The sequence below is a fragment of the Xenorhabdus bovienii genome (genome assembly GCF_024721015.1).
Lineage (GTDB): Bacteria > Pseudomonadota > Gammaproteobacteria > Enterobacterales > Enterobacteriaceae > Xenorhabdus > Xenorhabdus bovienii.
This window is the reverse complement of the sequence record NZ_JANAIF010000007.1, coordinates 47361-71077: the sequence shown is the minus strand read 5'-3', so window position 1 is coordinate 71077 and position 23717 is coordinate 47361. Positions and strand designations below refer to the sequence as shown.

Here is a 23717-nt window from a genome sequence, read left to right as displayed (position 1 = left end):
AGGGCGCTTAAAAAGCGCCCTTTTGTCATTCTAGTACATCAGGAGTGAAGATCTAGTGTTTATAAATAAACTCAATGCCTTCTTCGTCTCCCTCATCCCAGTCATCATCCAAATCATCGTCAACATCCGTATCAGATGATTGTTGTAACTGTTCCTTATGGTAATCATCCCACATGAATTCAACTTTTTCCGGCTGGGCTTCTTCCTCCACGTCCATATGGCGAGGCTGAGTTTTCATGAATTCCATGATGTCCCAGCAAAGATCTTTCACACCCTGACGATTTATCGCCGAAATCATATAATAGTCGCCTTCCCAGCCAAGCTCATCAGCAATAGCTTTTGCCCGCTGTTTAGCTTCTTCCGGATCGGTTAAATCGACTTTATTGAATACCAGCCAACGCGGTTTTTCTGCCAGTTTTTCGCTGTATTTGTGCAGCTCTTTAATGATGATACGGGCATTTTCAACCGGATCAGATTCATCGATCGGGCAAAGATCAATTAAGTGAAGTAAGACACGGCAACGCTCCAAATGTTTCAGGAAACGAATACCCAAGCCCACACCGTCTGACGCACCTTCGATCAAACCGGGAATATCTGCCACGACAAAGCTTTGCTCGTTATCCATCCGCACGACGCCAAGGCTTGGCACCAGTGTCGTAAATGGATAATCCGCCACTTTAGGTTTCGCCGCCGAAACAGAGCGAATGAAGGTGGATTTACCTGCATTTGGCATCCCCAACATTCCCACGTCTGCCAGCAGCATCAGTTCCAGCATCAGCTCACGGCTTTCACCTGGCGTCCCCATCGTTTTTTGGCGAGGAGCGCGGTTAACAGAAGATTTAAAGCGGGTATTACCAAGGCCGTGAAATCCCCCTTTGGCAACCATCTGACGCTGCTCATGACGCACCATATCCGCAAGGACTTCCCCAGTCGCGATATCGCGCACACGGGTTCCTACTGGTACTTTGATGGTAATGTCTTGGCCACGTCTACCGGTACAACCACGGCTTTGTCCGTTTTGACCACGTTCAGCACGGAAGGATTTTTCAAAACGGTAGTCAATCAGCGTATTGAGATTTTCATCTGCCAGCAGATAGACATCACCGCCGTCACCACCATCACCGCCGTCTGGCCCACCTTTTGGAATATATTTTTCTCGACGGAAGCTGACACAACCATTGCCACCATCTCCCGCTACAACCAGTATGCTGGCTTCATCTACAAATTTCATCACTTTTCTCCGTAGGATAACCACCGTAAAGCTGGATGGCTGCTGTACCCAGAGATGGCGTAATCCAGAATATAAAAAGCCCCGCAACACACATTGCAGGGCTTCCGATTCGATTTAGACTCAAAAAATTTATTCAGCTACGATACTGATAAACTTACGATTTTTTGAACCTTTAACTTCGAATTTAATTTTTCCGTCAGCTAATGCGAACAGGGTGTGGTCACGGCCGCAACCTACGTTGCTGCCTGCGTGGAATTTAGTACCACGTTGACGAACAATGATGCTGCCTGCCAAAACAGACTCACCGCCAAAACGTTTTACACCCAGACGTTTGCTTTCAGAATCGCGACCGTTACGAGTCGAGCCGCCAGCCTTTTTGTGTGCCATTAATCTGCTCTCCTAAAATCTTAAGCGATGCCAGTGATTTTAACATCAGTGAACCACTGACGGTGGCCCTGCTGCTTACGGCTGTGTTTACGACGACGAAACTTAACGATTTTAATTTTCTCGCCACGGCCATGAGCAACAACTTCAGCTTTAACTTTAACGCCTTCAACTACTGGAGCGCCGATCTTGATATCTTCACCATTAGCGACCATCAGAACCTGGTCAAACTCAACAGTTTCACCGGTTGCGATGTCCAGCTTTTCCAAGCGAATTGTCTGACCTTCGCTTACTCGGTGTTGTTTACCACCACTTTGGAAAACTGCGTACATATAAACTCCGCTTTCCGCGCACCCCCTAAAATGTCTTTCCAGAGCGCGCTATAAAATATTCACAATAGGGCGCGAATTCTACGCAAAAACCGATTCGAAGACAAGTGCAGAATTAGAACAGATGAGAAAAAAACAGAGTTTTTCGATTGTCATTTATTTGAACGGTTTTTCAAGTACAATCGATACATCGTGATATCTGTTGATATGCTAATTTAATGAGCACAGCTCTGAATCAGAGTCCAAAGCCAAAACATGAATTTAGAATCAATAATTAAACTTACCGCTGATGATATGGCAGCGGTTAATGAAACCATTCTTAATCAATTAAATTCTGATGTTGCGCTGATCAACCAACTTGGCTACTACATTATCAGCGGCGGTGGTAAGCGTATTCGCCCAATGATTGCGGTACTGGCTGGGAAAGCACTTCATTGTGAAGAAGAAAAACATATCACAGTTGCCGCCTTGATCGAATTTATTCACACGGCAACGCTATTGCATGACGATGTTGTCGATGAATCCGACATGCGCCGAGGTAAGGCGACAGCCAACGCTATGTATGGCAATGCGGCCAGTGTTCTGGTTGGTGATTTCATCTACACTCGATCGTTTCAGATGATGACTGATCTCGATTCCATGCGGGTACTGAAATTGATGTCCGACGCCACGAATGTCATTGCCGAAGGTGAGGTGATGCAGTTGATGAACTGCAATGATCCTGATACCTCAGAAGATGATTATATGCGTGTGATTTACAGTAAAACCGCTCGCCTGTTTGAGGTAGCGGCGCACTCTGCGGCCATTTTATCCGGCGCGACACCAGAGCAGGAAGCTGCACTGCGTGACTATGGCCGTTATCTTGGCACGGCGTTTCAATTGATTGATGACCTGCTGGATTACGATTCAGATGATAACACGCTCGGTAAAAACACCGGGGACGACTTAAACGAAGGCAAACCTACACTGCCCCTTCTGCATGCCATGCATCATGGAGCCCCTGAGCAGTCTGCATTGATACGCAGTGCCATTGAGCAAGGCAATGGCCGCCATTTGTTAGATACCGTACTAGCAACAATGAAACAGTGTGGTTCACTTAAGTACACCCGCCAACGGGCGGAAGAAGAAGCAGATAAAGCCATTTCAGCGTTACAAGTACTGGATGAGTCTCCATATAAGGCGGCCCTTGTGGGATTAGCCCATGTCGCGGTACAGCGACTTTCCTGATCTGAGCTAATCAGTATCCCAGATTGCTCAATCTGGGATACTGTCTTTATTTTCAACCTCTTGAATTCCTATGTATTGGACTAGGCTAGCCAGCCCTTTCCTCAAAATGAACTTAACCATGCGTTCCCTTTCGGGTTTGGTCAATTGATAATAAGCTTCAATCCAAATCATGAACGGATCCTGTCGCTTATTCCGATAATACTCAACCGAATTTTCACTGACGGACAGTACATTCAGAACTTCTTCGGGCAAGCTGTTGACATGATATTCGAGAGCTTTCCCCTGCACTCCGCGCTTACGGCGTTGTTCCCAACCCTCGCGCCTTGCCATCAAGTTGACGCCTTGGGGAGACGATGGCAGACCTGCGAGGCCAATGAGTTCCTTTGCAGAATACCAATCTTTTTTCATCTCTTTATCCTCGCTTTACATCGGAGCAGTGAAGAGGAAGCCAAATTTTGAACATTTGGCTTTTCAAAAGCTGCCTCAAGTCGCTATGATTTTTTCCAAAAAACTTCTTATGCCATCTCGTAATATCACTTCTGTAATCGCCTCCTTTTCTTCATCGGCGAGTAAATTAAATGCACTCACCCAAATGGATAGAGGATCTTGTTTCTGAACCTGATATTCAGGTGATATTTCATGAAGCTCCAGAGCCGACAATGTTGATTCAGGAAAACACGAATAGTGATATTCAATCGCCCTACCTTGAACACCTGCTCGTTTCTGTCTCAACCATTCTTCACGTTTTGCTCTGGCATTAACTCCTTGTGGTGATCTAGGTAACTCACCTACACCGGTCAACTCCATTGCCGTATACCACTCTTTTTTCATAATGTTTCTCTATTTTTGTAACCAAGTTCAAAAAAGAAGTTATTAAGAAAAAATTAGAAATATTTTTAGAAAAAATAATGTTATTTTATTTTCTTAATAACAGATTCGTGTTCGTTATTAATTTCACACTAACGCTTTAGTTATACCACTAATGTGGCTTCAAATTTAATAGGAAAGGATTAAAAAAATGATTTCTATGAAATCGGATTGGCATCCTGCTGATATTATTGCTGCTTTACGTAAACGCGGAACGACACTGGCTGCCGTTTCACGCGAAGCAGGGTTAAGCTCATCAACTTTGGCGAATACACTTTCTCGCCCATGGCCTAAGGGAGAATGGATAATAGCGAATTACTTAGGATTACATCCGTCTGAAATATGGCCTAGTCGTTATTTCGATCCACATACAGGAGAACTATTAGAAAGGAAAGTTAGAGAAAAAAAGAATAATTAGCTATTAATATAATTATTGAAAGAAAAACCGCTAGCTATTTCTAAGCTAGCGGTTTCAGTTATCTAATATATTTAACTTAGTTCGTATATTAATAAATTACGAATTAAATGAATTAACTGTTAATAAATTTCTCGCCTAATTCGATATCTTTTTTGAGAACGTCCAACATACTATCCAGTGACTTCTGTTCAAAATCGCTAAGTTTGCCGATATCTAAACGTTCTTCGATACCATTTTTACCTAAGCGAACAGGCTGAGCGAAGAATCGGGCATATTTGCCATCACCTTCTACATAGCTGCACTCGATGACATTGCTTTCACCCTGCAAGCCACGGATCAAAGAAAGACCCAGACGTGCCGCTGCCTGCCCCATAGACAGAGTGGCAGATCCGCCACCTGCTTTCGCTTCAACCACTTCAGTACCTGCGTTCTGAATACGTTTGGTTAACGCTTCAACTTCTTCATCAGTGAAGCTGACGCCCTGAATTTGTGACAGCAATGGTAGGATAGTCACACCAGAGTGCCCACCAATAACAGGCACTTCCAACTCCTCAGAGTTCTTACCTTTCAGTTCTGCAACAAAAGTATTGGAACGGATGATATCCAGCGTCGTAACACCGAACAGACGGTTTCTGTCGTAAACGCCTTCTTTTTTCAGAACCTCAGCCGCGATCGCCACAGTAGTATTCACAGGGTTCGTGATAATACCGATTAATGCTTTTGGACAAGCCTTAGCTGCCTGCTGGACCAGATTACGAATGATCCCCGCATTAATATTGAACAGATCTGAACGATCCATGCCTGGTTTACGCGCCACACCCGCAGAGATTAATACAACATCTGCGCCTACCAATGCAGGGGTTGCATCTTCACCAGCAAAACCAGTGACTTTGACTTCCGTTGGGATATGACTAAGATCGGCTGCCACACCTGGAGTCACCGGAGCAATGTCATACAAGGAAAGTTCTGAACCTGAAGGAAGTTGGGTCTTGAGTAGAAGGGCAAGTGCCTGACCAATACCACCGGCTGCACCGAGAACTGCAACTTTCATCCTGATACTCCTTAAATAAAGTGCTGTAAAAAACTTAAACCTGTCTGGTTAAGAGCCTGAATCTGTTTCCCCACATTCAATGCATGTATGGGATAGACTCTCAGCCCCACTGATCACTACGTATTAAGAACAATCTGTTAACAGACAGATTATCTACCTAATGGCTTGATGATGAAATACCAAAGTTATTTTATTCTAGACAAAAGGCTTATCTGTTAATGAGATAACGGACACTTTTTTGAGAATTAATCCTGTTATATTATTAATAACTTAGTTGATTACCTTACTCTTATCTCCCAAACCAAACAATACCATTTAATTAACAATATATTTACCATACTCAATATGTGGGAAAGGAAACACAGAGAAAATGAACGCATGAATACACTGATGATTAATAAGGATATATCATGGAAATGAAAATAATGTAATTATGCTTATTATTTTAGTTTTTTCTTCTCTTCCTTGAATAAAAATTCACTCTTTCGCATAATAATAGCTTCATAACGGATTCAACGATGGTGAAATATGCGTGCTCCTTCGAAACAGGAAGATTTGGTCAAGGCTTTCAAAGCCTTATTGAAAGAAGAAAAATTCAGCTCTCAAGGTGAAATTGTCGCAGCACTTCAGGAAGAGGGCTTTGAAAACATTAACCAATCTAAAGTTTCTAGAATGCTGACTAAATTTGGCGCAGTCCGAACCCGTAATGCAAAAATGGAGATGGTCTACTGCTTACCCGCAGAATTAGGTGTTCCCACAGCCACAAGCCCATTGAAAAATCTGGTCTTGGATGTCGATTATAATCATTGTGTTGTGGTTATTCGCACCAGCCCGGGCGCTGCACAGTTGATTGCACGCCTGCTGGATTCCCTGGGTAAAGCAGAAGGAATACTTGGCAGTATTGCGGGAGATGACACTATTTTTACGACACCAGCACAGGACTTTACAACAAAGCAACTCTACGAGGCTATTCTCGATCTCTTTGATCAAGAACTTTAACCCTGTCGTATAGCCAAACTACATATACCCAATAGATTTCAAGTTGCAGCACGGTGGCAGACAAACGGAACCCTGGGAATAGAGATAAAGAGGATCGCACGACTCATGCGATCCTCTCACTCTGATGATTTTGACAATCAAGCCTCGTGCACTTTCTTACCCAGCTCAGTCAGCAACTTCTCGTGAATGCCATCGAATCCACCATTACTCATGATAAGAATGTAATCACCCGGTTGTGCCACCTCAACAATCATACGTACCAAAGCATCAATATCCGCACTCCAGCGAGCAGGTTGGATGCAGTGTTCCGCAATTTCTGCGACCTGCCACGGAATATTGGCAGGCTGATACAAGAAGACTTCATCAGCACGTCCCAGAGAAGGCGCAATATCATTTTTGCTCATGCCCATTTTCATGGTATTTGAACGCGGTTCTAGCACAGCAAGGATACGAGCGACACCGCCAACTTTACTTCTCAGCGCTGCCAGTGTCGCCAAAATTGCAGTGGGATGATGAGCAAAATCATCATAAACTGAGATACCATTCACTTCACCACGCAATTCAAGACGGCGGCGCGCATTGATAAAATCGCCCAGTACCTGACAAGCATCCGCAGGCTGAACACCAACATGATGGGCAGCCGCAATTGCGATCAAACCATTGTGCATGTTGTGTTCACCCACCAATGACCAGTTCACTTCGCCAACCTGTTCACTTTGATGGAACACTTGGTAGATGCTGCTATCCTGACTGACTTTCTTCGCTTGCCAGTTACCCGTTTCCCCGATATGTTCCAGCTCACTCCAGCATCCCATTCCGAGCACATGTTTCAGGTTAATGTCATTATCGGGTACCAGAATCTTACCACTGCCCGGCACAACCCTGACGAGATGGTGGAACTGTTTTTGGACGGCCGCTAGATTTTCAAAAATATCAGCATGATCAAATTCAAGGTTATTCATGATTAGTGTGCGGGGGCCGTAATGCACGAATTTTGAACGTTTATCAAAAAACGCGCAGTCATACTCATCCGCTTCAATCACGAAAAATGGACTTTCACCGATTTGTGCTGAAACGTCAAAATTGCCCGGCACACCGCCGATCAGGAATCCCGGCTTATAACCGCAGGCTTCTAAGATCCATGCTAGCATTCCTGCGGTTGTCGTTTTACCATGCGTTCCCGCGACGGCTAACACCCAGCGTTCTGGCAAAACATGATCATGTAGCCACTGTGGGCCAGATGTATAAGGAATGCCACGATCCAGCACCGCTTCCACACAGGGATTACCACGTGTCATGGCATTGCCAATGATTACCATGTCTGGCTCAGGATCGAGCTGTGAAGGATCATATCCTTGAATCAGCTCAATGCCCTGTTTTTCCAGAAGGGTACTCATTGGAGGATACACATTGGCATCAGAGCCGGTAACTTCATGACCCAGTGAACGAGCGAGGATCGCCAGCCCTCCCATGAAAGTACCGCAGATGCCAAGAATATGAATACGCATTTATTTCTATCCAATATCATGAGGTGTGTCACTATTCTAACCATCAATGCTGAGATTAGAAATGCAATAGCCTATCAATCACCCCATTCTTTAGCTAAACTGCCGCGCATGAGTGCGACACGCAAGTGCAGCACGCTCTCTAAAACCACAACAAAATTCAGGGCTTTCGTCATGAAAACATTAGGCGAATTCATCGTCGAGAAACAGCACGACTTTCCTCATGCTACGGGTGAACTGACCGCACTGCTTTCTGCCATCAAACTGGGTGCCAAGATCATTCATCGGGACATCAATAAGGCTGGTCTGGTGGATATTTTAGGCACCAGCGGCGTATCGAATGTTCAGGGCGAAGTTCAGATGAAGCTGGATTTGTATGCCAATGAAAAACTGAAGGCTGCATTGAAAGCGCGCGGTGAAGTAGCAGGTATTGCTTCCGAAGAAGAAGATGAGATCGTTGTCTTTGATGGCGACCGTGCAGAAAATGCGAAGTATGTTGTTTTGATGGACCCACTGGATGGTTCTTCGAATATTGATGTAAACGTTTCCGTCGGGACTATTTTCTCAATTTACCGTCGAATTACACCTATTGGGCAGCCGGTTACCGAAGAAGATTTCCTGCAACCGGGGAATCGTCAGGTTGCGGCGGGTTATGTGGTCTATGGCTCGTCCACTATGTTGGTTTACACCACGGGTTGCGGAGTTCATACATTCACTTACGATCCCTCACTCGGCGTATTTTGCCTGACTCATGAGAAAGTTCAATTCCCTGCCAAAGGCAATATGTACTCCATCAACGAAGGGAACTACATCAAATTCCCGATGGGCGTGAAGAAGTACATCAAATATTGCCAAGAGCAAGACGAAGCCACCCAGCGCCCTTACACCACCCGCTATATTGGCTCGCTGGTTGCAGATTTCCACCGCAACCTGCTGAAAGGCGGTATCTATATTTATCCAAGCACCGCAAGTCACCCAACAGGAAAATTGCGTCTGCTGTATGAATGCAACCCAATTGCTTTTTTGGCTGAGCAGGCTGGCGGCAAGGCCAGTGATGGCAAAAACCGAATTCTAGATATCACACCAACCCAATTGCATCAGCGAGTTCCTTTCTTCGTGGGAACAGAATCAATGGTGGAAAAAGCTGAAAGCTTTATGGCTGAATTTCCAGGTGAGTAAGTAGGTTTGTTGATTGAATAGTTAATTTAATGAAGGGGCGAAGTGTCGCCTCTTTAATAAACGACACGACTTATCCTTTAATTTGTTGAGCAACACGCTTAACGCAACGACTTACTCTCAACGTTAACATCATTTTTTCCCTGCCGATTATCTATATTGTTCCCTTAAGTTCTATACATACTCTTTCTCTATTTATATTTGTTCACGAAATCATTCTGTTCATGACTCATGAACAAGGCAGAAGTGTGAACAATAAAAAAGTAAATAATCACTTTTTATCCACTACAACAGATTTTATAACACCCAATTCCTGAGCTGTATGGCGTTCAACGACTGGAAAAATGCGGGGACTTTAAGTCTGTTTTGGCTATAATAGCCCGCACTCCATTTTGGTTTGAAATTAAAGGAAACCTTTTATGAGCCTGAACAATGTACCGGCCGGTAAAGAACTGCCTGAAGATATCTATGTCATCATTGAGATCCCTGCAAACGCAGATCCGATCAAATATGAAGTAGATAAAGACTCCGGCGCACTGTTTGTAGACCGTTTCATGTCTACGGCAATGTTCTATCCTTGCAACTACGGTTACATCAACAATACTCTGTCCCTTGATGGCGACCCTGTTGACGTGCTGGTTCCTACGCCATACCCATTACAACCAGGTTCCGTTATTCGCTGCCGTCCAGTTGGCGTTCTGAAAATGTCCGACGAATCCGGTGAAGATGCGAAATTGGTCGCTGTTCCTCACACCAAACTGAGCAAAGAATACGATCACATCAAAGATGTGAACGATCTGCCAGAACTGCTGCGTGCCCAAATCACCCATTTCTTTGAACATTATAAAGATCTGGAAAAAGGCAAATGGGTGAAAGTTGACGGTTGGGACAATGTTGAAGCCGCTAAAGCTGAAATTCTGTCTTCTTTCGAACGCGCTGCTAAAAAATAATCCTAAAGGATAACAGCGGGTTTTGATCATAAAAAACCTCTGCCACCACATAGAGGCAGAGGTTTTTATTTATTCTTCTTCGTGGCGCTTGATCCAGTCACCACATGTTATCCGATGCAGTCCATCGACAGGCAGTCTATATAAATAGATCCATGCACTGCCGTAAGGTGTTTTAATCAGTTCCCTTTCGTATTCCTGAGAATTCTTTTTCAAAGCATCCAGTTCTGTCAGGATGGATGGCGTAATGCGATATACTTCGCATTCAATTGTCCCTTCGCCACGGATCACCGCTGGATAATGTCCCAGGTCATAAATTTCATAACCTTCTAACCTATGTTCTCCTAGAAGTTGGGCATAGGTCATCCAGTGATGGTTACCTTGTTTGCGCCTCAGGCTGCCATAAACAATCACTCGCATTTTTAAAACTCAAACTCATAGAGCAGATCTAAAGCCTGATCAATACCAGATACCGCATCGAGATACAATCTTGGCATTACACGATAGCGTAATGTCAAGGTCGCCAGAGAATCAAAAATACCAACACCGTATTTCACCTGCAAGTTGTTGGTTATCTTGCCACTGACGACAACCTGAGATTTGTCACCCACACCCTGAGTATCTAAAGCTAAATCAGAAACACCAAAAGTTTCACCAATCTTGCCAACCAATTGACCACTTTGGGAAACGCCCAAACCAATCAGCATGGAAGTCATTTGGTTATTGTCAGAACCACTCTTCTCCAAACCTTCACCACGCAGAAGATAAGACAGTGCTTCCTGCTGTGATTTTGCTGGCTCAGAGAAAATTTCAACTTTGGGTTTATCCGCCAATCCCGTAACTTTCACACCAGCGACAACCTTATTCGCCGTCGAGTCGGGGTTACGGATTGCTTCAATGTTCAACATCGGCTGTTCCGGCGGGCCAGAAAATATGATTGTACCCTTGCGTACCAGCAAATCCTGCCCGTAGGCATGGAAACGACCATCTGGAATATCAATCTGGCCATTCAGCCCCAGCCCCTGTTTATCCTGAATGACTTTCAAGGCTCCCTTAAGTTGAGCTTTCAGACCAAATGCATTCAAACGGACATCATCACCAATGCGAATATTTAAGTTACTTTTAACCAGAATGGACGATTTTTTCTTCTCTATCGGCTGGAGATTTTTATCCAGCATGACTTCGTCAGAAGAAATACCCACAGCAGACTCTGGTAATTCCTGCACCGTAATGCGTGCCCATGGAATATCCACATTCCCATCAAGTTTCAGTAGATCAGGCGTGGCTTCAAGTACCAGATTAGGGCTAACATCAATTTTCACCATTGGCGGCACTGTCACACGCAATTTTTCACCATTCGCGGCAATCTTGGCATACCATGCGTTCAAATTACGCCAGTCAGCATTGCCGTTAAGGTTTAGCTGCCCTTTAGGCGTTTTGATAACGCCCTCCAAGCCAGAGCGGACACCATCAAAATAGATAGCTAGCTGGCCTTGGGTGATATCAAAAGGCAGCCAATAACTGACGATTTGGAGATCATCCGTCTTAAGCTGACCAAACAACAGCGGGTTTTTTACATTACCACCGAGACGGAGGTTAGCGTTCAAATCCCCTTCTGCTTTCTCGTCTTTACCCAAAATCGGTTTAATCAGCTTTAAAGAAAGAGCTTGAATATCCACATTCCCAGACAGCTTGCGGCGGCCTTCCAGGTCAGCCACCTGAACATTGCCATTCAATTGCCCATTGCCTGCCAGCTTAAACAACCATGCCACATTTGCCTTACCATTTGTTAGTCCTGCATTCACTGTTAATGTTTCAAAATCAACAGGTAATGCAGTCCCCTCAACCATTTGGTGAAGCTGAACCCCATTTCCTTGCAAGACGACTTTAGCCTGTGGCAAAACCTGTCCCGCAGTCCATTTGACATTGGCATTCCCGCTGAACACGCCTTTAAGTTGGGTCATTTTATCAAGGAATGGCTGAATCATGGCCAAATCAAAACGCTTAAGCACCACTTCAGCATGACCACTGGCTCCCGCCTCAATCGGTTTGGGGACACAGATCTGTGCATTCGGGTTAAGCCAGCAATGTGTTCCTACTGTCACTTTCTGCTGTAGATTCAGGTAATCAATGGCAATCGCCTTACTTAAGCGCCACTCACCAACAGGAGTATCAAAGTAGGTATTGTTGATAGTCCCTTGCCAACGCTCCTGCCCGCGGTCAAAGCGGCCATTGAGTGCCAATTGACCTGATACGGGGTTACCCTCAATTTTCAAATGTAAATCATGCTGCTTTTCCGTGCCCTTGGCATTTAGCATCAAGTTATTGATGATTAAATCCGCCTGTTTCAATTGATGAACAGTAACTAAGAGCTGTCCTTCAATCTGTTCAGCCGAGCGCACATCTCCCTTAATCGTGGCGCTATCCACTTTCAGCTCATTCTGCCACCGCACATTACGTGCATTTAAATCTGCCACTATTTGTGGCGCTTTCATGTTACCGCGCAGTTTCACATTACCGATAACCACACCAGCCAATCCCGGCAGTAGTCCATTTAACTGTGGTGCATTAATTTCACCGTCCAACTTCCACTTTTCATCTGTAAGCTGCCCTTGAATATTCAGCCTATTGCGGCCAAAAGTGAGGTCAAACTGCGGAATATTCCACTGTCCCGCCGCATTACCTGACGCCTTGCCATGCGCCTTGACGGTATTTTGTTTCACATCACCGTCAAGAGCAATTTCAGGGATCTGGAGTTGCCAACTACCACCATACAGGCTACCGCGCACAGCCATTTTGCCATTCATTTTAGCTGGCCATTCTGGCCACTGTTTAGCTGTATTGATGCCATCCAGAATCAGGTTCGCATTCCAGCTAATCGCTTTACGCCAGTCAACAACGCCAGTGATCTCCGCCTTCCCCTGCAAGGCAGACAGACGCAGACGGGTTAGCCTGAGCAGTTCTTCATTACCCTTCGCATCCAGCATCAGTAATGCAGGAGGAATATCACGACCTTTAATATCTGAACGGAGGGAGAGATCGTAGCCACTGGCTTTGCCATTCAGTCGAAGCTTAACACCATCAAGTCGATATTCCGGTTCACCCGTCAATGGCCACTGAAGTTGTTTGCTTTCCAATGTCAGGCGTACAGGCAAACCCGCCTTCGCCAACTCAGTCTGAGCACTCAGATTGGCAACAACAGGCCCTGAAAGATGCAATGCCAGATTAAGCTGCTGCAACAGAGCACCATTCAGGGTTAAATCAACCTTTTGCCCTTTTAGTTCATTCAGATTTGTATTGCCCTTAATCGCCAGTTTGACTGGCCACTGTCCAAATAGCCCCACCGTCCCCTGTAGCGAAAGTGAGCCTTCCGGTGCACTTACACTGAAGGTTTTCATATCAACCTGCTGCCCCTGATTACTGGCTTGCAGCCGTAGATCATTAATCGTGATACCTGTATCACCTGTCAGGCGAAGCTGACTGCCATGAATGTTTTCTGCCGTAATATCGAGAGGAATAGGAACATTGGGCAATTCAGCTAAGAAAGGTTTGGCAAATAGCGCCTTCAAGGTTTCACCCAATGATTTTTCAGGTTCAGGCTTTTGTTTACCCTTTTGCGCTGTATTTTCCACTGTACCGCTTTGTTCAGGCGGCGTTTTAGGCAAAGCAACCAACAGATTGCTGATTTCCGTTGGTTTCAATGTCAGCTGTTTTTCCCTCCACTGCGCTCCTGTTTTAAATTCATCCAACGCAATCACTATATCGTCAACCTTGACGTGGATATTCTTCAAAGAAAGCAAATCCAGTGAAATAGGATACGGTGTTTTCAATTCAGTCAATGGTTCTGATGCAGGTGACTCTTCTGATGGAGGAAGCTCAGCCGTATTCACCGAAACTACCACACCTTCTGTGGTCAACGCATTGACACACAAATGACTGTGTTTCAGGCAGGATAAGCGTAACGAAAGGTGTAAATTGTCAGCACTGACATTTATTCCCAGCATCTGATATTTAACACCTTTTAAGGTTAAATCGCGCCAGCCCCCGCTGACATTGGCGATATCCAGTCCGGGAACCCAACGTGCGGCGCTGTTAATCATAAAATGCAGGCCGGTTTGTGTACCAACCAATCCCATAACGGTTATCAACACCAGGCCAACAAGCAGCAGAAAAGCCATACTGAGCCTTTTGACCCACCTCATAATTCAGCCCCTAAACCGATGTAAAACTCAATACCATGATTGTTTGCGTCTCCTACTGGCATCGCAAGATCAAACTTAATTGGTCCGACGGGTGAAGCCCAACGCACACCAACCCCTGCGCCGGTTTTAAAATCACTTTTTTTAATATCATCCACCGCTTCACCCGCATCTACAAACAACGCACTCCACCAATTCCCATAGATATTATATTGATATTCCAGTGAGCCAACGGCTAGTTTCGATGCCCCAGTCAGTTTCCCCTCACTATTTTTCGGCGAAATTTTTTGGTACTTATAACCACGGATGCTGCGATCCCCCCCTGCGAAGAAACGTAAATCTGGGGGAACTTTATTGAATTCATTGGTTTCAATCCAGCCTAGATCCCCCCGTAACACAAAGCGGTGCTTCTCCTTATAAGTCCTGATCCAGACGTGATGTGCCTGCAACACCAAGAAATCCACATTCGAATCCCAGGTTTTGTCGGAAAAATCTATCGAATAACGCTGACTATCTCCCCAATAAGGCATGGTGCCACCACGCTGGCGAATTCGGCTGACATTCGCTCCCGGATAGAGCAGCATCGTCGTATTTGTCACATTGGCCTGCGTAAAGTGACTAAGACTCCAGCGTAAATTGATACCATATTGCCATCCGGTGGAGAGATCCCAATTGCGGGAAAGGTTCAATGTTGCCGTATCAGAAATGGTATCGTTAATATCTTTACGTTTATAACCTGTCTGCAACTCATAATATTGTTCAAGCGGATTAGATTTGAGTGGCATTTTGTAGGATGCATCAATAACTTGTTCAGGTGCCGACAGGTTAATATTGGTACTCAGGCTATGCCCACGAGAGTTAAGCCATGGCTTTTTCCATTTTGCTTTAACCCGGGGGCCGACATCCGTTGCATAACCCCCCCCTAGTTCAACATAATTGGCAGAACTGGGAACCAAGGAAGCATCCAGTGGCAATAACTTATCCTGGCTCGTGTGGCCTACCTTGAAATCAGGCACGACAACCACAGAATTGAACCATCCCGTATTCGCCAGACGACTGCTGAACTCCGCAAGTTGATCCGAGGTGTAATACTCACCTTGTTTAAAGGGCAAAAGATTGTTCAGGTAATTCTCACGAATTTGCGAGCCGTGGTATCTCACGGGGCCAAAACGGTAACGATCTCCGCTGTCGAAATCGAAGTTCCAATAGGATTCATGCTGCTCCCGTGATACTTCTAATTCACTTTTTTTCATCACGGCATCAAAGTAACCCTTTCTAACTGCCAGACTATTCAATGCGCCCTTGAAATGTTCGTATTCACCATGATTAAGGATCGCCCCTTCCTTTGGCATATTTTTTTTGATGAGTGCCGCATAATCTTTATCGGTTTTTGCGCTACCTTCCAAATCAACATTGACTTCGACTACCCGTACCGGTTCACCCGGTGTCACGTTCGCTGTCAAAATAGGACGGGAAGGTGGTGTTTTCTCCTGATAAGTGAATTCAACAGTGGGATCGTAGTATCCCAATGGCCTTAACCCTTGCTGTATGGCTTTCTCGACACGGGCCTGGAAGCGCCCATCGGGAGCGACTTCATCGGTACTTATGTTTGAGAGCTGTACTCTGGCATTTTTTTCCAGTTCGCCAGAAAGTCCTTCCACTTTCAATCGTAAATTTGCACTATAGGCCGATGGAGTTGCGACAGACACGCAAAGCACAAATATGAAGGGGTATCGTGACACGCAAACTCCTAATATTTATCTATCTGGGGATAAAATCCAACGATATAAAAATGCTGCAATAAATTAATTCTGGTAAAGTTTGAAAGATATACAAGCAACTAATAACCATAAAATTTATGAATAACGGGAGAGAATCTTGCCAAATTCAGCCAACGAAAGCCAACATGTTTCCACACAGGATGCATTACTGGGTAGGGCAATCCCATTAACTGTATCACCCTACCACGTCGTCACACAGCATTCGATAAACGACATTCCTGAAAACATGGAGATAGCTTATATAGGAATGGGGTGTTTCTGGGGAGTTGAACGCCTGTTCTGGCAACAGGAAGGTATTTACACGACCTCTGTGGGTTACAGTGGCGGTACTACGCCAAATCCAACTTATGAAGAAGTCTGCACAGGGTTAACCGGACATGCCGAAGTGATCAGGATCGTATTTGATCCAACCAAAATCACTTATGGGCAGTTATTGACGCTTTTCTGGGAAAATCACGATCCCGCCCAAGGTATGCGTCAGCATGGTGATGTCGGTACACAATATCGCTCTGCCATTTACACTATTTCATCTCAGCAGTACGAGCAGGCACTCGCTACCCGCGAACAATTCCAGCAAGCGATGGATGAAAATGGCGACCAGCGCACAATCACCACGGAGATCCGCGCAGCGGAGCCATTCTATTTTGCGGAAGATTATCACCAGCAGTATCTCTTCAAAAATCCTGAAGGGTATTGTGGACTCGGTGGTATTGGGGTATGCCTCCTTCCTACGCACAAAAACTAGCCGATTTAGTTAGCTCAGTGTTATAATCATTGGGCTAAATTTATATATCTTACGGTAAAATGCCGTAAGATTTTATTTGTATAATTTTTCATCTCCCCTCCGGTGTTATTCAAATAAAACCTACCCTACCGCTGGAGATAAAACACGGGTACCTTATGTTAAATAGTTTATTAATAATACTTTTGCTATGTGCAATCAGCGCATTTTTTTCGCTATCTGAAATTTCTCTGGCCGCCTCAAGAAGGATCAAATTAAAACTCATGGCCGATGAAGGGAACCTCAATGCTGCCCATGTGCTTAAGTTACAAGAAACGCCAGGCATGTTCTTTACTATTGTTCAAATTGGTTTGAATGCAGTAGCGATCCTCGCGGGCGTCGTGGGAGAATCCGCATTTTCACCCGCCCTGAAAACACTATTCTCAAACTTTATGCGTCAGGAATGGGCCGATCAACTTGGCTTTATCTGTTCTTTCATTATCGTCACCAGCCTCTTTATTCTGCTTGCTGATTTGATCCCTAAACGCATTGGCATGATTAAGCCCGAAGCCGTTGCAGTGAGAATTGTCAATCCAATGCGTTTCTGTCTGGCAACTTTTCGCCCGTTGGTATGGCTGTTCAATGGCCTTGCTGACTGTTTCTTAAAAATCTTTAAAATCCCTATGGCACGTAATGAAGACATCACTTCCGATGATATTTATGCCGTTGTTGCAGCCGGAGCGTTAGCGGGTGTATTACGTAAACAGGAGCATGAGCTGATTGAAAATGTTTTCGAACTGGAATCCCGTACCGTGCCTTCTGCCATGACTTCCCGTGAAAGCGTCATTTATTTTGACAAGAATGAAGACGAAAACAGTATCAAGGAAAAGATCTCCACCCATCCGCATTCAAAATTTCTCGTTTGTGATGGCGGTATTGACCATGTTACTGGCTATGTGGATTCCAAAGACTTACTCAACCGTGTTCTGAACGGGCAAAGCCTCAGCTTGAAAGATGGCGTTCAAACCCGCAATGCCCTGATGATCCCTGATACGCTCTCACTCTCTGATACGCTGGAAAGTTTCAAAGCGGCTGGTGAAGATTTTGCGATCATCCTCAACGAGTACGCATTGGTGATGGGAGTCATTACCTTGAATGACGTAATGACCACCTTAATGGGCGATTTAGTTGATCAGGGGCAGGAAGAGCAGATTGTTGTCCGTGATGAAAATTCATGGCTTGTTGAAGGTGGCACACCGATCGAAGATGTGTTGCGAGTACTGGATATCGATGATTTCCCTGACTCCAGCAATTATGAAACCATCGCAGGATTTATGATGTTTCGCCTGCGGAAAATTCCAAAGCGTACAGATTTTGTGAAATTCAGCGGCTACAAGTTTGAAGTGGTGGATATCGATAATTACAAAATCGACCAATTGCTGGTGACGAAAATTGTGGACACACCAACCCAATCCAACCCATCTCCCAGCGGTCAAGCACAAACCCAGTAAAAAATCCGATCAAAAACGGCCGCAAGGCCGTTAATTATACTCATCATACGCTATGTGCTATCAACTCTGACACATACCGTTCGGTGAGTCAGTCGTTACAGAAAAACTACCCTATTTCAGCCTGTAGGCGCAACACTTGCTGATTAATTTCGCTCATTACATGCAAGTGACGTTTATCTTTTATCTTGGGTGGTAAGATCTTCCCGTAGTTAAATTCAAAAGCGCCCATGTCCTTAATATACAAACGCCCACGAAATAGAGTTTTTACGTAAAGAGCAACTTTCAGTGGGTTATAATGGTGAAAGATTTTCATTTATTTTTTTCTCCTCCCATTCTGCTTACGGTACTATTTCTACTGCATTACACCATCAGTGAATCAAAAGACACATCACTGCTGTGTAAGATGTATAGACTATGCATATAGAAATTTGTTCCCTGATTTTAGAGATTCAATCACTAATTTTACGTAACATAATGAAACTATAGAGTATTATGTTGCTTTAACATGGGATTACCTTATATTTTGTTTCAAATGTTATCAATTTGTTTATTTTTATGAGGACAGACCAGTTAACAAGCGCTATGCTGAATGTGACGTTCCCTGATAACATGCTTCACCATGCTAACTAAGGAATAAATATGATAAAAAACATTGTGTTATCTGCAATGCTGAGTTTAACTTCAGTATTCGCATTCGCCCATAACATCACAGTAGGACAGCCAGTCCCTGCGGTCAGCGTGACAGATAAAGGTGAGTTACTGCTCAACAATGACAAGTTCAGCTACCAAAATTGGAACAGTACAGAACTTCCTGGAAAAGTAAGAACCATCCAGCATATTGCTGGCCGCAGTTCTGCAAAAGAGATGAATGATCCTCTGATTCAAGCGTTGAAACAAGCCGACCTTCCAAAGGCAAAATATCAAACAACCAGCATCGTGAATACTGATGATGCTATTTTTGGTACCAGCGTCTTCGTTCGTAATAGCCTCGAAGACAGTAAAAAAGAGTTTCCGTGGTCACAGTTTATTGTCGATAGCGAAGGTTTAGCCAAGAAAGCCTGGGGTCTGGAACCCAAAAGTTCGGCAATCATCGTGTTGGATAAAAACGGTAACGTGAAATTTGTTAAAGATGGTAAATTGAGCAACGAAGATATCACCCATGTTCTCAATCTAATCAAAGAAGAATTGAACAACTAACCTGTAGTTTCATTAACACTTCAGTAATCATAAGTTAGTCATAATGGTTCCAAAACAGGAACCATTATCACCTTAATAATTAAGAAACTAATAACTAAAAAATAGTGACTCTGAATCCCGGATTCAGAAAAGATTCACGCGGCGCGTAATTTAACTTCTTACCTTCCCAATCCGTGACATGTGCACCTGCGGCAATCGCAACAGCGTGGCCTGCGGCGGTATCCCAAATATTAGTTGGCCCAAAACGCGGGTAAAGTTGAGCTTTTCCTTCTGCAACCATACAAAATTTAAGTGAAGATCCGACCGAAAGTGTCTGATGAGTTCCTAATTGAGTAAGATAATCCTTCAATTCCTCGTCCATGTGAGAACGGCTGATCACCACAGTCGGCAGCATTGCAGCAGCAACCTTAATAGGAATTGTCTGCCCATTGGTTTCCTTCCAAGCCTGATGTCCCTGCCCTGCGTACAAAACATTCAGCACAGGAACATAAACGACGCCCATCACCGGGACACCATCCTCAATCAGTGCAATATTGACGGTAAATTCGCCGTTTCTCTGGATAAACTCTTTCGTACCATCCAACGGATCAACCAACCAATAACGCTGCCAGTTTTTGCGCTCCTCCCATACAGGAGGATCTTCTTCTGACAGCAACGGGATATCCGGTGCAATACGCATCAATCCCGCTTTAATAATCTTGTGGGCGGCAATATCCGCAGCAGTAACAGGTGAGTCATCCATTTTATGCTCTACTTTCAACGGCTGCTCATCCTGATAAACCGCCATGATTGCAGCTCCAGCTTCCCGCGCCAATTGGCAGATCTGTTGTAGCATCATACACCTCTGCATTAATTGTTCAGCTATAACTTTAGATTACATTTTTAGCGTATTTTGTACTGGAATAGCGAATACTTTATCTCAAAAAACGCGCAAAAAAATAGCCGGATAACCGGCTATTTCATTGATGAAAGATAAAATCACAGGATTTCCAGTAATTCTACTTCAAAGATCAGTGTGCTGTAAGGAGGAATTGACGCGCCTGCGCCACGCTCACCATAAGCCAAATTATGAGGGATATAGAGTTCCCACTTGGAACCAACAGGCATCAGGGTCAGCGCTTCAATCCAACCAGGGATAACGCCACTCACTGGGAATTCTGCTGGTGTACCACGCTGCACGGAGCTATCAAACACAGAGCCATCAATCAGGCGACCAGTATAATGCACACGAACACGGTCACTACGAGCAGGGATCGCACCATCACCTTGTGTCAGAACGGAGAACTGTAAGCCAGACTCTGTGCTGCTGACGCCTTCACGTTCTGCATTTTCTGCCAGAAACTTTTTGCCTTCTTCTGCCATCGTCTGCTGATGTTCATGACGAACACTATCAGCACGTTCATGAATTTCGCGCAACGCACGATGCAGTTCTTCTACAGGAATAGCCGGAGAACGATTTTCCAGAGCATCACACAGACCTGCCAGTAATGCTTCTGGTTCCAATCCCTGTAAACCAGATTCCTGCAATTGTTGCCCAACCTGTAAACCAATGCCGTAACTCGCCCGCGCTTCAATAGACTCAAAAGAAGGTGTTGTCATGAAAATACCTGTTATTAAATGAATGAAGACTCAAGCATAACAGCCCTGCCAGGATGGGTAAACGCGCGAAGAGTTTTAATCGAGATGGGTAATGAAAAAATACAAACAAAAAACGCTGGCAATGCCAGCGTTTTTTGTCACATGTTCGCTTTAGCTAATCAGAGATCAAGCTTCAGGAACGATGTTAACGTTCAACTGTGCGAATACATCGCTGTGTACCTGGAAGTGAACTTCGTGCTCACCAGTGGTACGCAGAACGCCGTTAGACAGGCGAACTTCGCTCTTAGATACCGCAACGCCAGCAGCAGAAACTGCGTCAGCGATGTCACGAGTACCAATAGAACCGAACAGTTTACCTTCGTCACCCGCTTTAGAAGCGATGGTGACAGAGCCCAGTGCGTTAATTTGTGCTGCACGAGCTTCTGCTGCTGTCAGAACGTCAGCCAATTTGGCTTCCAGTTCAACACGGCGAGCTTCGAAGAATTCGATGTTTTTCTTAGTCGCAGGAACGGCTTTGCCCTGTGGAACTAAGAAGTTACGGGCATAACCCGCTTTAACGTTAACTTGGTCACCCAGGCTACCCAGGTTCGCTACTTTATCAAGCAGAATAACTTGCATTACCTTATCCTCTCAAAGTCGTTAATGGACTGAGCCTATTACTGATGACGATCAGTGTAAGGCAACAAAGACAGGTAGCGCGCACGCTTGATAGCACGAGCGAGCTGACGCTGGTATTTTGCACGAGTGCCGGTAATGCGGCTTGGTACAATTTTACCGCTTTCGGTAACATAGTTTTTCAGCGTAACGATGTCTTTATAATCAATCTCTTGAACGCCTTCCGCTGTAAAACGGCAGAATTTGCGACGACGGAAATAACGTGCCATTTGGCTAGTCTCCAGAATCTATCAATTCAATCTGCTCGGCATGAAGAACCAGTTTACTAAGACCATTGCGCCCTTGATGGCTATTAATGAATCCTGAAACGGTTATTCGGCTACCGACCGTTATACTGTGAGTGAACTCTTGTAATAACTGTCCGCTGGCAATAACGGGCATTTTGCACCATGATTGCCTGCTACATCCGGCTTCCTGCTGTTGTGAACGATGTTCGAGCACAAACTGGCAATGAGGAATACCGGATGGGCTAACTTTTCGTATCGGCACTCTGCAAACTGTGCCAGAAAGCACCAAACGATTAGCTGCCACAGTAATTACTCTTCAGAGTCCCCAGCTTCATCAGCATCATCAGCCATGTCTTCTTCTAAGACCAGGTCACGGCTACGACGTTCGTCTTTAGCTTTAACCATTGGTGATGGTTCAGTTACTGCGTGCTTAACGCGCATAACCATGCTGCGGATAACGGCATCGTTGAAGCGGAAGTTAGTTTCCAGCTCATCAATCGCTTCCTGTGGCGCTTCAACGTTCAGCAGAACGTAGTGAGCCTTGTGCAGTTTGTTGATTGGGTAAGCCAGTTGACGGCGGCCCCAGTCTTCCAGACGGTGAATCTGACCTTGCGCGTTAGTGATAGTCGCACTGTAACGCTCGATCATGCCCGGAACCTGTTCGCTTTGGTCAGGATGGACCATAAAAACGATTTCGTAATGACGCATTAGCATTGCTCCTTACGGATTATTAGCCTCCTGTCAGGGTCAACCGTGGCCCATGGAGGCAAGGAACGTATTGAATACGGCTGAAAAATCGACGCGTAACTATACCTGCACAATAAAAAAAACTCAAGGTACGGGTAAAAGAAAAAACGCGTTTATTCTTATTTCCAATGATGTCCCAATGAAACGCATCATGCAGGACAAAAAATTACTGGGCGCTTCTCTGACGCATAATTTCAAACAAGCAAACCCCAGTCGCAACCGACACGTTCAGAGAAGAAACAGAACCCGCCATTGGGATACTGATCAATTCATCACAATGTTCGCGTGTCAGGCGGCGCATTCCTTCCCCTTCTGCACCCATCACCAAAGCCATCGGGCCAGTAAGCTTGCTCTGATACAGCGAATGGGTAGCTTCACCCGCAGTTCCCACAATCCAGATATTGCTTTCTTGCAGCAAACGCAAGGTACGGGCAAGATTGGTCACCCGAATGAGCGGTACGTTTTCTGCTGCACCACAAGCGACTTTTTTGGCGGTTGCATTCAGTTGTGCGGAGCGGTCACGAGGAATAATGACTACATCAACGCCAGCAGCATCCGCAGTACGCAGACAAGCCCCAAGATTATGGGGATCAGTAACGCCATCCAGTACCAGCAAAAAAGGACGATCCAACTGCGATAGAAAATCCGGTAAATCGCTTTCCTGATACTGGCGCCCAGGTTTAACTTTGGCAATGATCCCTTGGTGTACCGCGCTTTCTGTCTGAGTATCCAGCCATTGACGATTAGCCAGTTGAACTGCAATACCAATATCTTCCAATTCCCGTAACAATGGGGTTAAGCGACGATCTTCACGTCCCTTCAATACATAAACTTCCATGAATCGCTGAGGATCGCGATCCAGCAAGGCTTTAACGGCATGAATACCGTAGATAATTTCACTCATGACTGGTTGATACCTAACTCAC

26 protein-coding genes are annotated in these 23717 nt (G+C 45.0%); 8 read left to right on the top strand and 18 right to left on the bottom strand.

All coding sequences use genetic code 11. The annotated features are described in order from the left end of the window. Window positions 1-52: 52 nt before the first annotated feature. The 3 genes from cgtA to rplU form a co-directional block, all read right to left on the bottom strand. Window positions 53-1231: an Obg family GTPase CgtA gene (gene cgtA / locus NXS07_RS03765; RefSeq protein WP_038191659.1), complete on the bottom strand. Its 1179-nt coding sequence runs from the start codon at window positions 1229-1231 to the stop codon at window positions 53-55. A gap of 129 nt (window positions 1232-1360) precedes the next feature. Then, window positions 1361-1618 carry a 50S ribosomal protein L27 gene (gene rpmA, locus NXS07_RS03760; RefSeq protein ID WP_012986965.1) on the bottom strand — a complete coding sequence of 86 codons (258 nt, stop codon included), beginning with the start codon at window positions 1616-1618 and terminating at the stop codon, window positions 1361-1363. A gap of 20 nt (window positions 1619-1638) precedes the next feature. Next, window positions 1639-1947 (bottom strand): 50S ribosomal protein L21, encoded by a 309-nt coding sequence (gene rplU / locus NXS07_RS03755; RefSeq protein ID WP_012986964.1) that lies wholly within the window; start codon window positions 1945-1947, stop codon window positions 1639-1641. A gap of 252 nt (window positions 1948-2199) precedes the next feature. Between rplU and ispB the strand changes: the two genes are divergently transcribed. Continuing rightward, window positions 2200-3171 carry an octaprenyl diphosphate synthase gene (gene ispB, locus NXS07_RS03750; RefSeq protein ID WP_038191658.1) on the top strand — a complete coding sequence of 324 codons (972 nt, stop codon included), beginning with the start codon at window positions 2200-2202 and terminating at the stop codon, window positions 3169-3171. Between the two features lie 27 nt (window positions 3172-3198). Here ispB and NXS07_RS03745 read toward each other — a convergent pair whose 3' ends face one another. Both NXS07_RS03745 and NXS07_RS03740 read right to left on the bottom strand, forming a co-directional pair. Beyond that, entirely contained in the window at window positions 3199-3579 is a 381-nt protein-coding gene (locus NXS07_RS03745) for a DNA-binding protein (protein WP_038191656.1), read from the bottom strand. 75 nt (window positions 3580-3654) lie between these two features. Then, window positions 3655-4002, bottom strand: a complete 348-nt coding sequence (locus NXS07_RS03740; protein ID WP_038191654.1) for a DNA-binding protein — start codon at window positions 4000-4002, stop codon at window positions 3655-3657. A 187-nt stretch (window positions 4003-4189) separates the two neighbouring features. Between NXS07_RS03740 and NXS07_RS03735 the strand changes: the two genes are divergently transcribed. Beyond that, the gene (locus tag NXS07_RS03735) at window positions 4190-4456 is read left to right on the top strand and encodes a helix-turn-helix domain-containing protein (protein WP_038184631.1); all 267 of its coding nucleotides are present in this window, start codon (window positions 4190-4192) and stop codon (window positions 4454-4456) included. Window positions 4457-4568: 112 nt separating this feature from the next. On the opposite strand, the gene mdh is transcribed toward NXS07_RS03735, so the two are convergent. Next, entirely contained in the window at window positions 4569-5507 is a 939-nt protein-coding gene (gene mdh, locus NXS07_RS03730; RefSeq protein WP_038191650.1) for a malate dehydrogenase, read from the bottom strand. Between the two features lie 528 nt (window positions 5508-6035). Here mdh and argR point away from each other — a divergent pair. Then, window positions 6036-6506 (top strand): transcriptional regulator ArgR, encoded by a 471-nt coding sequence (gene argR / locus NXS07_RS03725; RefSeq protein ID WP_038191648.1) that lies wholly within the window; start codon window positions 6036-6038, stop codon window positions 6504-6506. Window positions 6507-6643: 137 nt separating this feature from the next. Here argR and mpl read toward each other — a convergent pair whose 3' ends face one another. After that, window positions 6644-8014: a UDP-N-acetylmuramate:L-alanyl-gamma-D-glutamyl-meso-diaminopimelate ligase gene (gene mpl / locus NXS07_RS03720; RefSeq protein WP_038223050.1), complete on the bottom strand. Its 1371-nt coding sequence runs from the start codon at window positions 8012-8014 to the stop codon at window positions 6644-6646. Window positions 8015-8185: 171 nt separating this feature from the next. On the opposite strand from mpl, the gene fbp reads away from it, so the two are divergent. Beyond that, window positions 8186-9190 carry a class 1 fructose-bisphosphatase gene (fbp, locus tag NXS07_RS03715; protein ID WP_038191644.1) on the top strand — a complete coding sequence of 335 codons (1005 nt, stop codon included), beginning with the start codon at window positions 8186-8188 and terminating at the stop codon, window positions 9188-9190. Between the two features lie 416 nt (window positions 9191-9606). Then, entirely contained in the window at window positions 9607-10137 is a 531-nt protein-coding gene (gene ppa, locus NXS07_RS03710) for an inorganic diphosphatase (RefSeq protein ID WP_038223053.1), read from the top strand. A gap of 69 nt (window positions 10138-10206) precedes the next feature. On the opposite strand, the gene NXS07_RS03705 is transcribed toward ppa, so the two are convergent. From NXS07_RS03705 to tamA, 3 genes are read right to left on the bottom strand one after another with little or no spacing between them, the layout of a single operon-like run. Beyond that, on the bottom strand, window positions 10207-10554 hold the full coding sequence (locus tag NXS07_RS03705; RefSeq protein ID WP_038191640.1) for a gamma-glutamylcyclotransferase family protein: 348 nt from the start codon (window positions 10552-10554) through the stop codon (window positions 10207-10209). 2 nt (window positions 10555-10556) lie between these two features. Next, window positions 10557-14336 carry an autotransporter assembly complex protein TamB gene (gene tamB, locus NXS07_RS03700; RefSeq protein ID WP_258086190.1) on the bottom strand — a complete coding sequence of 1260 codons (3780 nt, stop codon included), beginning with the start codon at window positions 14334-14336 and terminating at the stop codon, window positions 10557-10559. Further along, a complete protein-coding gene (gene tamA / locus NXS07_RS03695; RefSeq protein WP_258086189.1) occupies window positions 14333-16075 on the bottom strand; it encodes an autotransporter assembly complex protein TamA in 1743 nt (580 codons plus the stop codon). Before tamA ends, tamB begins: the two co-directional genes overlap by 4 nt. Window positions 16076-16211: 136 nt before the next feature. On the opposite strand from tamA, the gene msrA reads away from it, so the two are divergent. Further along, on the top strand, window positions 16212-16859 hold the full coding sequence (gene msrA, locus NXS07_RS03690) for a peptide-methionine (S)-S-oxide reductase MsrA (RefSeq protein ID WP_038191634.1): 648 nt from the start codon (window positions 16212-16214) through the stop codon (window positions 16857-16859). A gap of 155 nt (window positions 16860-17014) precedes the next feature. After that, complete coding sequence (gene paeA / locus NXS07_RS03685; RefSeq protein WP_038191633.1) at window positions 17015-18346, top strand: polyamine export protein PaeA; 1332 nt, start codon at window positions 17015-17017, stop codon at window positions 18344-18346. 106 nt (window positions 18347-18452) lie between these two features. Here paeA and NXS07_RS03680 read toward each other — a convergent pair whose 3' ends face one another. Next, window positions 18453-18659: a DUF1107 domain-containing protein gene (locus tag NXS07_RS03680; protein WP_038191631.1), complete on the bottom strand. Its 207-nt coding sequence runs from the start codon at window positions 18657-18659 to the stop codon at window positions 18453-18455. 326 nt (window positions 18660-18985) lie between these two features. Here NXS07_RS03680 and NXS07_RS03675 point away from each other — a divergent pair, with 326 nt between their 5' ends. Further along, window positions 18986-19543: a YtfJ family protein gene (locus NXS07_RS03675; protein ID WP_038191629.1), complete on the top strand. Its 558-nt coding sequence runs from the start codon at window positions 18986-18988 to the stop codon at window positions 19541-19543. A 94-nt stretch (window positions 19544-19637) separates the two neighbouring features. On the opposite strand, the gene cysQ is transcribed toward NXS07_RS03675, so the two are convergent. From cysQ to rlmB, 7 genes are all read right to left on the bottom strand, one after another. Beyond that, window positions 19638-20378 (bottom strand): 3'(2'),5'-bisphosphate nucleotidase CysQ, encoded by a 741-nt coding sequence (cysQ, locus tag NXS07_RS03670; RefSeq protein WP_038218754.1) that lies wholly within the window; start codon window positions 20376-20378, stop codon window positions 19638-19640. A gap of 143 nt (window positions 20379-20521) precedes the next feature. Continuing rightward, window positions 20522-21142 carry a BamJ family beta-barrel-assembly machinery protein gene (bamJ, locus tag NXS07_RS03665; RefSeq protein ID WP_038218755.1) on the bottom strand — a complete coding sequence of 207 codons (621 nt, stop codon included), beginning with the start codon at window positions 21140-21142 and terminating at the stop codon, window positions 20522-20524. Window positions 21143-21307: 165 nt separating this feature from the next. Continuing rightward, window positions 21308-21760: a 50S ribosomal protein L9 gene (rplI, locus tag NXS07_RS03660; protein ID WP_012986942.1), complete on the bottom strand. Its 453-nt coding sequence runs from the start codon at window positions 21758-21760 to the stop codon at window positions 21308-21310. A 38-nt stretch (window positions 21761-21798) separates the two neighbouring features. Continuing rightward, window positions 21799-22026 (bottom strand): 30S ribosomal protein S18, encoded by a 228-nt coding sequence (gene rpsR, locus NXS07_RS03655; protein ID WP_038191624.1) that lies wholly within the window; start codon window positions 22024-22026, stop codon window positions 21799-21801. Window positions 22027-22030: 4 nt separating this feature from the next. Next, a complete protein-coding gene (gene priB / locus NXS07_RS03650; RefSeq protein ID WP_065814060.1) occupies window positions 22031-22348 on the bottom strand; it encodes a primosomal replication protein N in 318 nt (105 codons plus the stop codon). A gap of 5 nt (window positions 22349-22353) precedes the next feature. Beyond that, a complete protein-coding gene (gene rpsF / locus NXS07_RS03645; protein WP_012986939.1) occupies window positions 22354-22752 on the bottom strand; it encodes a 30S ribosomal protein S6 in 399 nt (132 codons plus the stop codon). Between the two features lie 205 nt (window positions 22753-22957). Continuing rightward, a complete protein-coding gene (rlmB, locus tag NXS07_RS03640) occupies window positions 22958-23695 on the bottom strand; it encodes a 23S rRNA (guanosine(2251)-2'-O)-methyltransferase RlmB (protein ID WP_038223061.1) in 738 nt (245 codons plus the stop codon). Window positions 23696-23717: the final 22 nt, after the last annotated feature.

Bases quoted from the DNA above. Each gene is read 5' to 3' on its own strand.
- ppa (WP_038223053.1), top strand. From the start codon at position 9,607: ATGAGCCTGAACAATGTACCGGCCGGTAAAGAACTGCCTGAAGATATC.
- argR (WP_038191648.1), top strand. From the start codon at position 6,036: ATGCGTGCTCCTTCGAAACAGGAAGATTTGGTCAAGGCTTTCAAAGCC.
- paeA (WP_038191633.1), top strand. From the start codon at position 17,015: ATGTTAAATAGTTTATTAATAATACTTTTGCTATGTGCAATCAGCGCA.
- rlmB (WP_038223061.1), bottom strand. From the start codon at position 23,695: ATGAGTGAAATTATCTACGGTATTCATGCCGTTAAAGCCTTGCTGGAT.
- NXS07_RS03680 (WP_038191631.1), bottom strand. From the start codon at position 18,659: ATGAAAATCTTTCACCATTATAACCCACTGAAAGTTGCTCTTTACGTA.
- rpsF (WP_012986939.1), bottom strand. From the start codon at position 22,752: ATGCGTCATTACGAAATCGTTTTTATGGTCCATCCTGACCAAAGCGAA.
- tamB (WP_258086190.1), bottom strand. From the start codon at position 14,336: ATGAGGTGGGTCAAAAGGCTCAGTATGGCTTTTCTGCTGCTTGTTGGC.
- NXS07_RS03745 (WP_038191656.1), bottom strand. From the start codon at position 3,579: ATGAAAAAAGATTGGTATTCTGCAAAGGAACTCATTGGCCTCGCAGGT.
- cgtA (WP_038191659.1), bottom strand. From the start codon at position 1,231: ATGAAATTTGTAGATGAAGCCAGCATACTGGTTGTAGCGGGAGATGGT.
- NXS07_RS03705 (WP_038191640.1), bottom strand. From the start codon at position 10,554: ATGCGAGTGATTGTTTATGGCAGCCTGAGGCGCAAACAAGGTAACCAT.
- mdh (WP_038191650.1), bottom strand. From the start codon at position 5,507: ATGAAAGTTGCAGTTCTCGGTGCAGCCGGTGGTATTGGTCAGGCACTT.
- NXS07_RS03735 (WP_038184631.1), top strand. From the start codon at position 4,190: ATGATTTCTATGAAATCGGATTGGCATCCTGCTGATATTATTGCTGCT.
- rpsR (WP_038191624.1), bottom strand. From the start codon at position 22,026: ATGGCACGTTATTTCCGTCGTCGCAAATTCTGCCGTTTTACAGCGGAA.
- fbp (WP_038191644.1), top strand. From the start codon at position 8,186: ATGAAAACATTAGGCGAATTCATCGTCGAGAAACAGCACGACTTTCCT.
- rplU (WP_012986964.1), bottom strand. From the start codon at position 1,947: ATGTACGCAGTTTTCCAAAGTGGTGGTAAACAACACCGAGTAAGCGAA.
- NXS07_RS03740 (WP_038191654.1), bottom strand. From the start codon at position 4,002: ATGAAAAAAGAGTGGTATACGGCAATGGAGTTGACCGGTGTAGGTGAG.
- ispB (WP_038191658.1), top strand. From the start codon at position 2,200: ATGAATTTAGAATCAATAATTAAACTTACCGCTGATGATATGGCAGCG.
- rpmA (WP_012986965.1), bottom strand. From the start codon at position 1,618: ATGGCACACAAAAAGGCTGGCGGCTCGACTCGTAACGGTCGCGATTCT.
- bamJ (WP_038218755.1), bottom strand. From the start codon at position 21,142: ATGACAACACCTTCTTTTGAGTCTATTGAAGCGCGGGCGAGTTACGGC.
- rplI (WP_012986942.1), bottom strand. From the start codon at position 21,760: ATGCAAGTTATTCTGCTTGATAAAGTAGCGAACCTGGGTAGCCTGGGT.
- mpl (WP_038223050.1), bottom strand. From the start codon at position 8,014: ATGCGTATTCATATTCTTGGCATCTGCGGTACTTTCATGGGAGGGCTG.
- cysQ (WP_038218754.1), bottom strand. From the start codon at position 20,378: ATGCTACAACAGATCTGCCAATTGGCGCGGGAAGCTGGAGCTGCAATC.
- NXS07_RS03675 (WP_038191629.1), top strand. From the start codon at position 18,986: ATGATAAAAAACATTGTGTTATCTGCAATGCTGAGTTTAACTTCAGTA.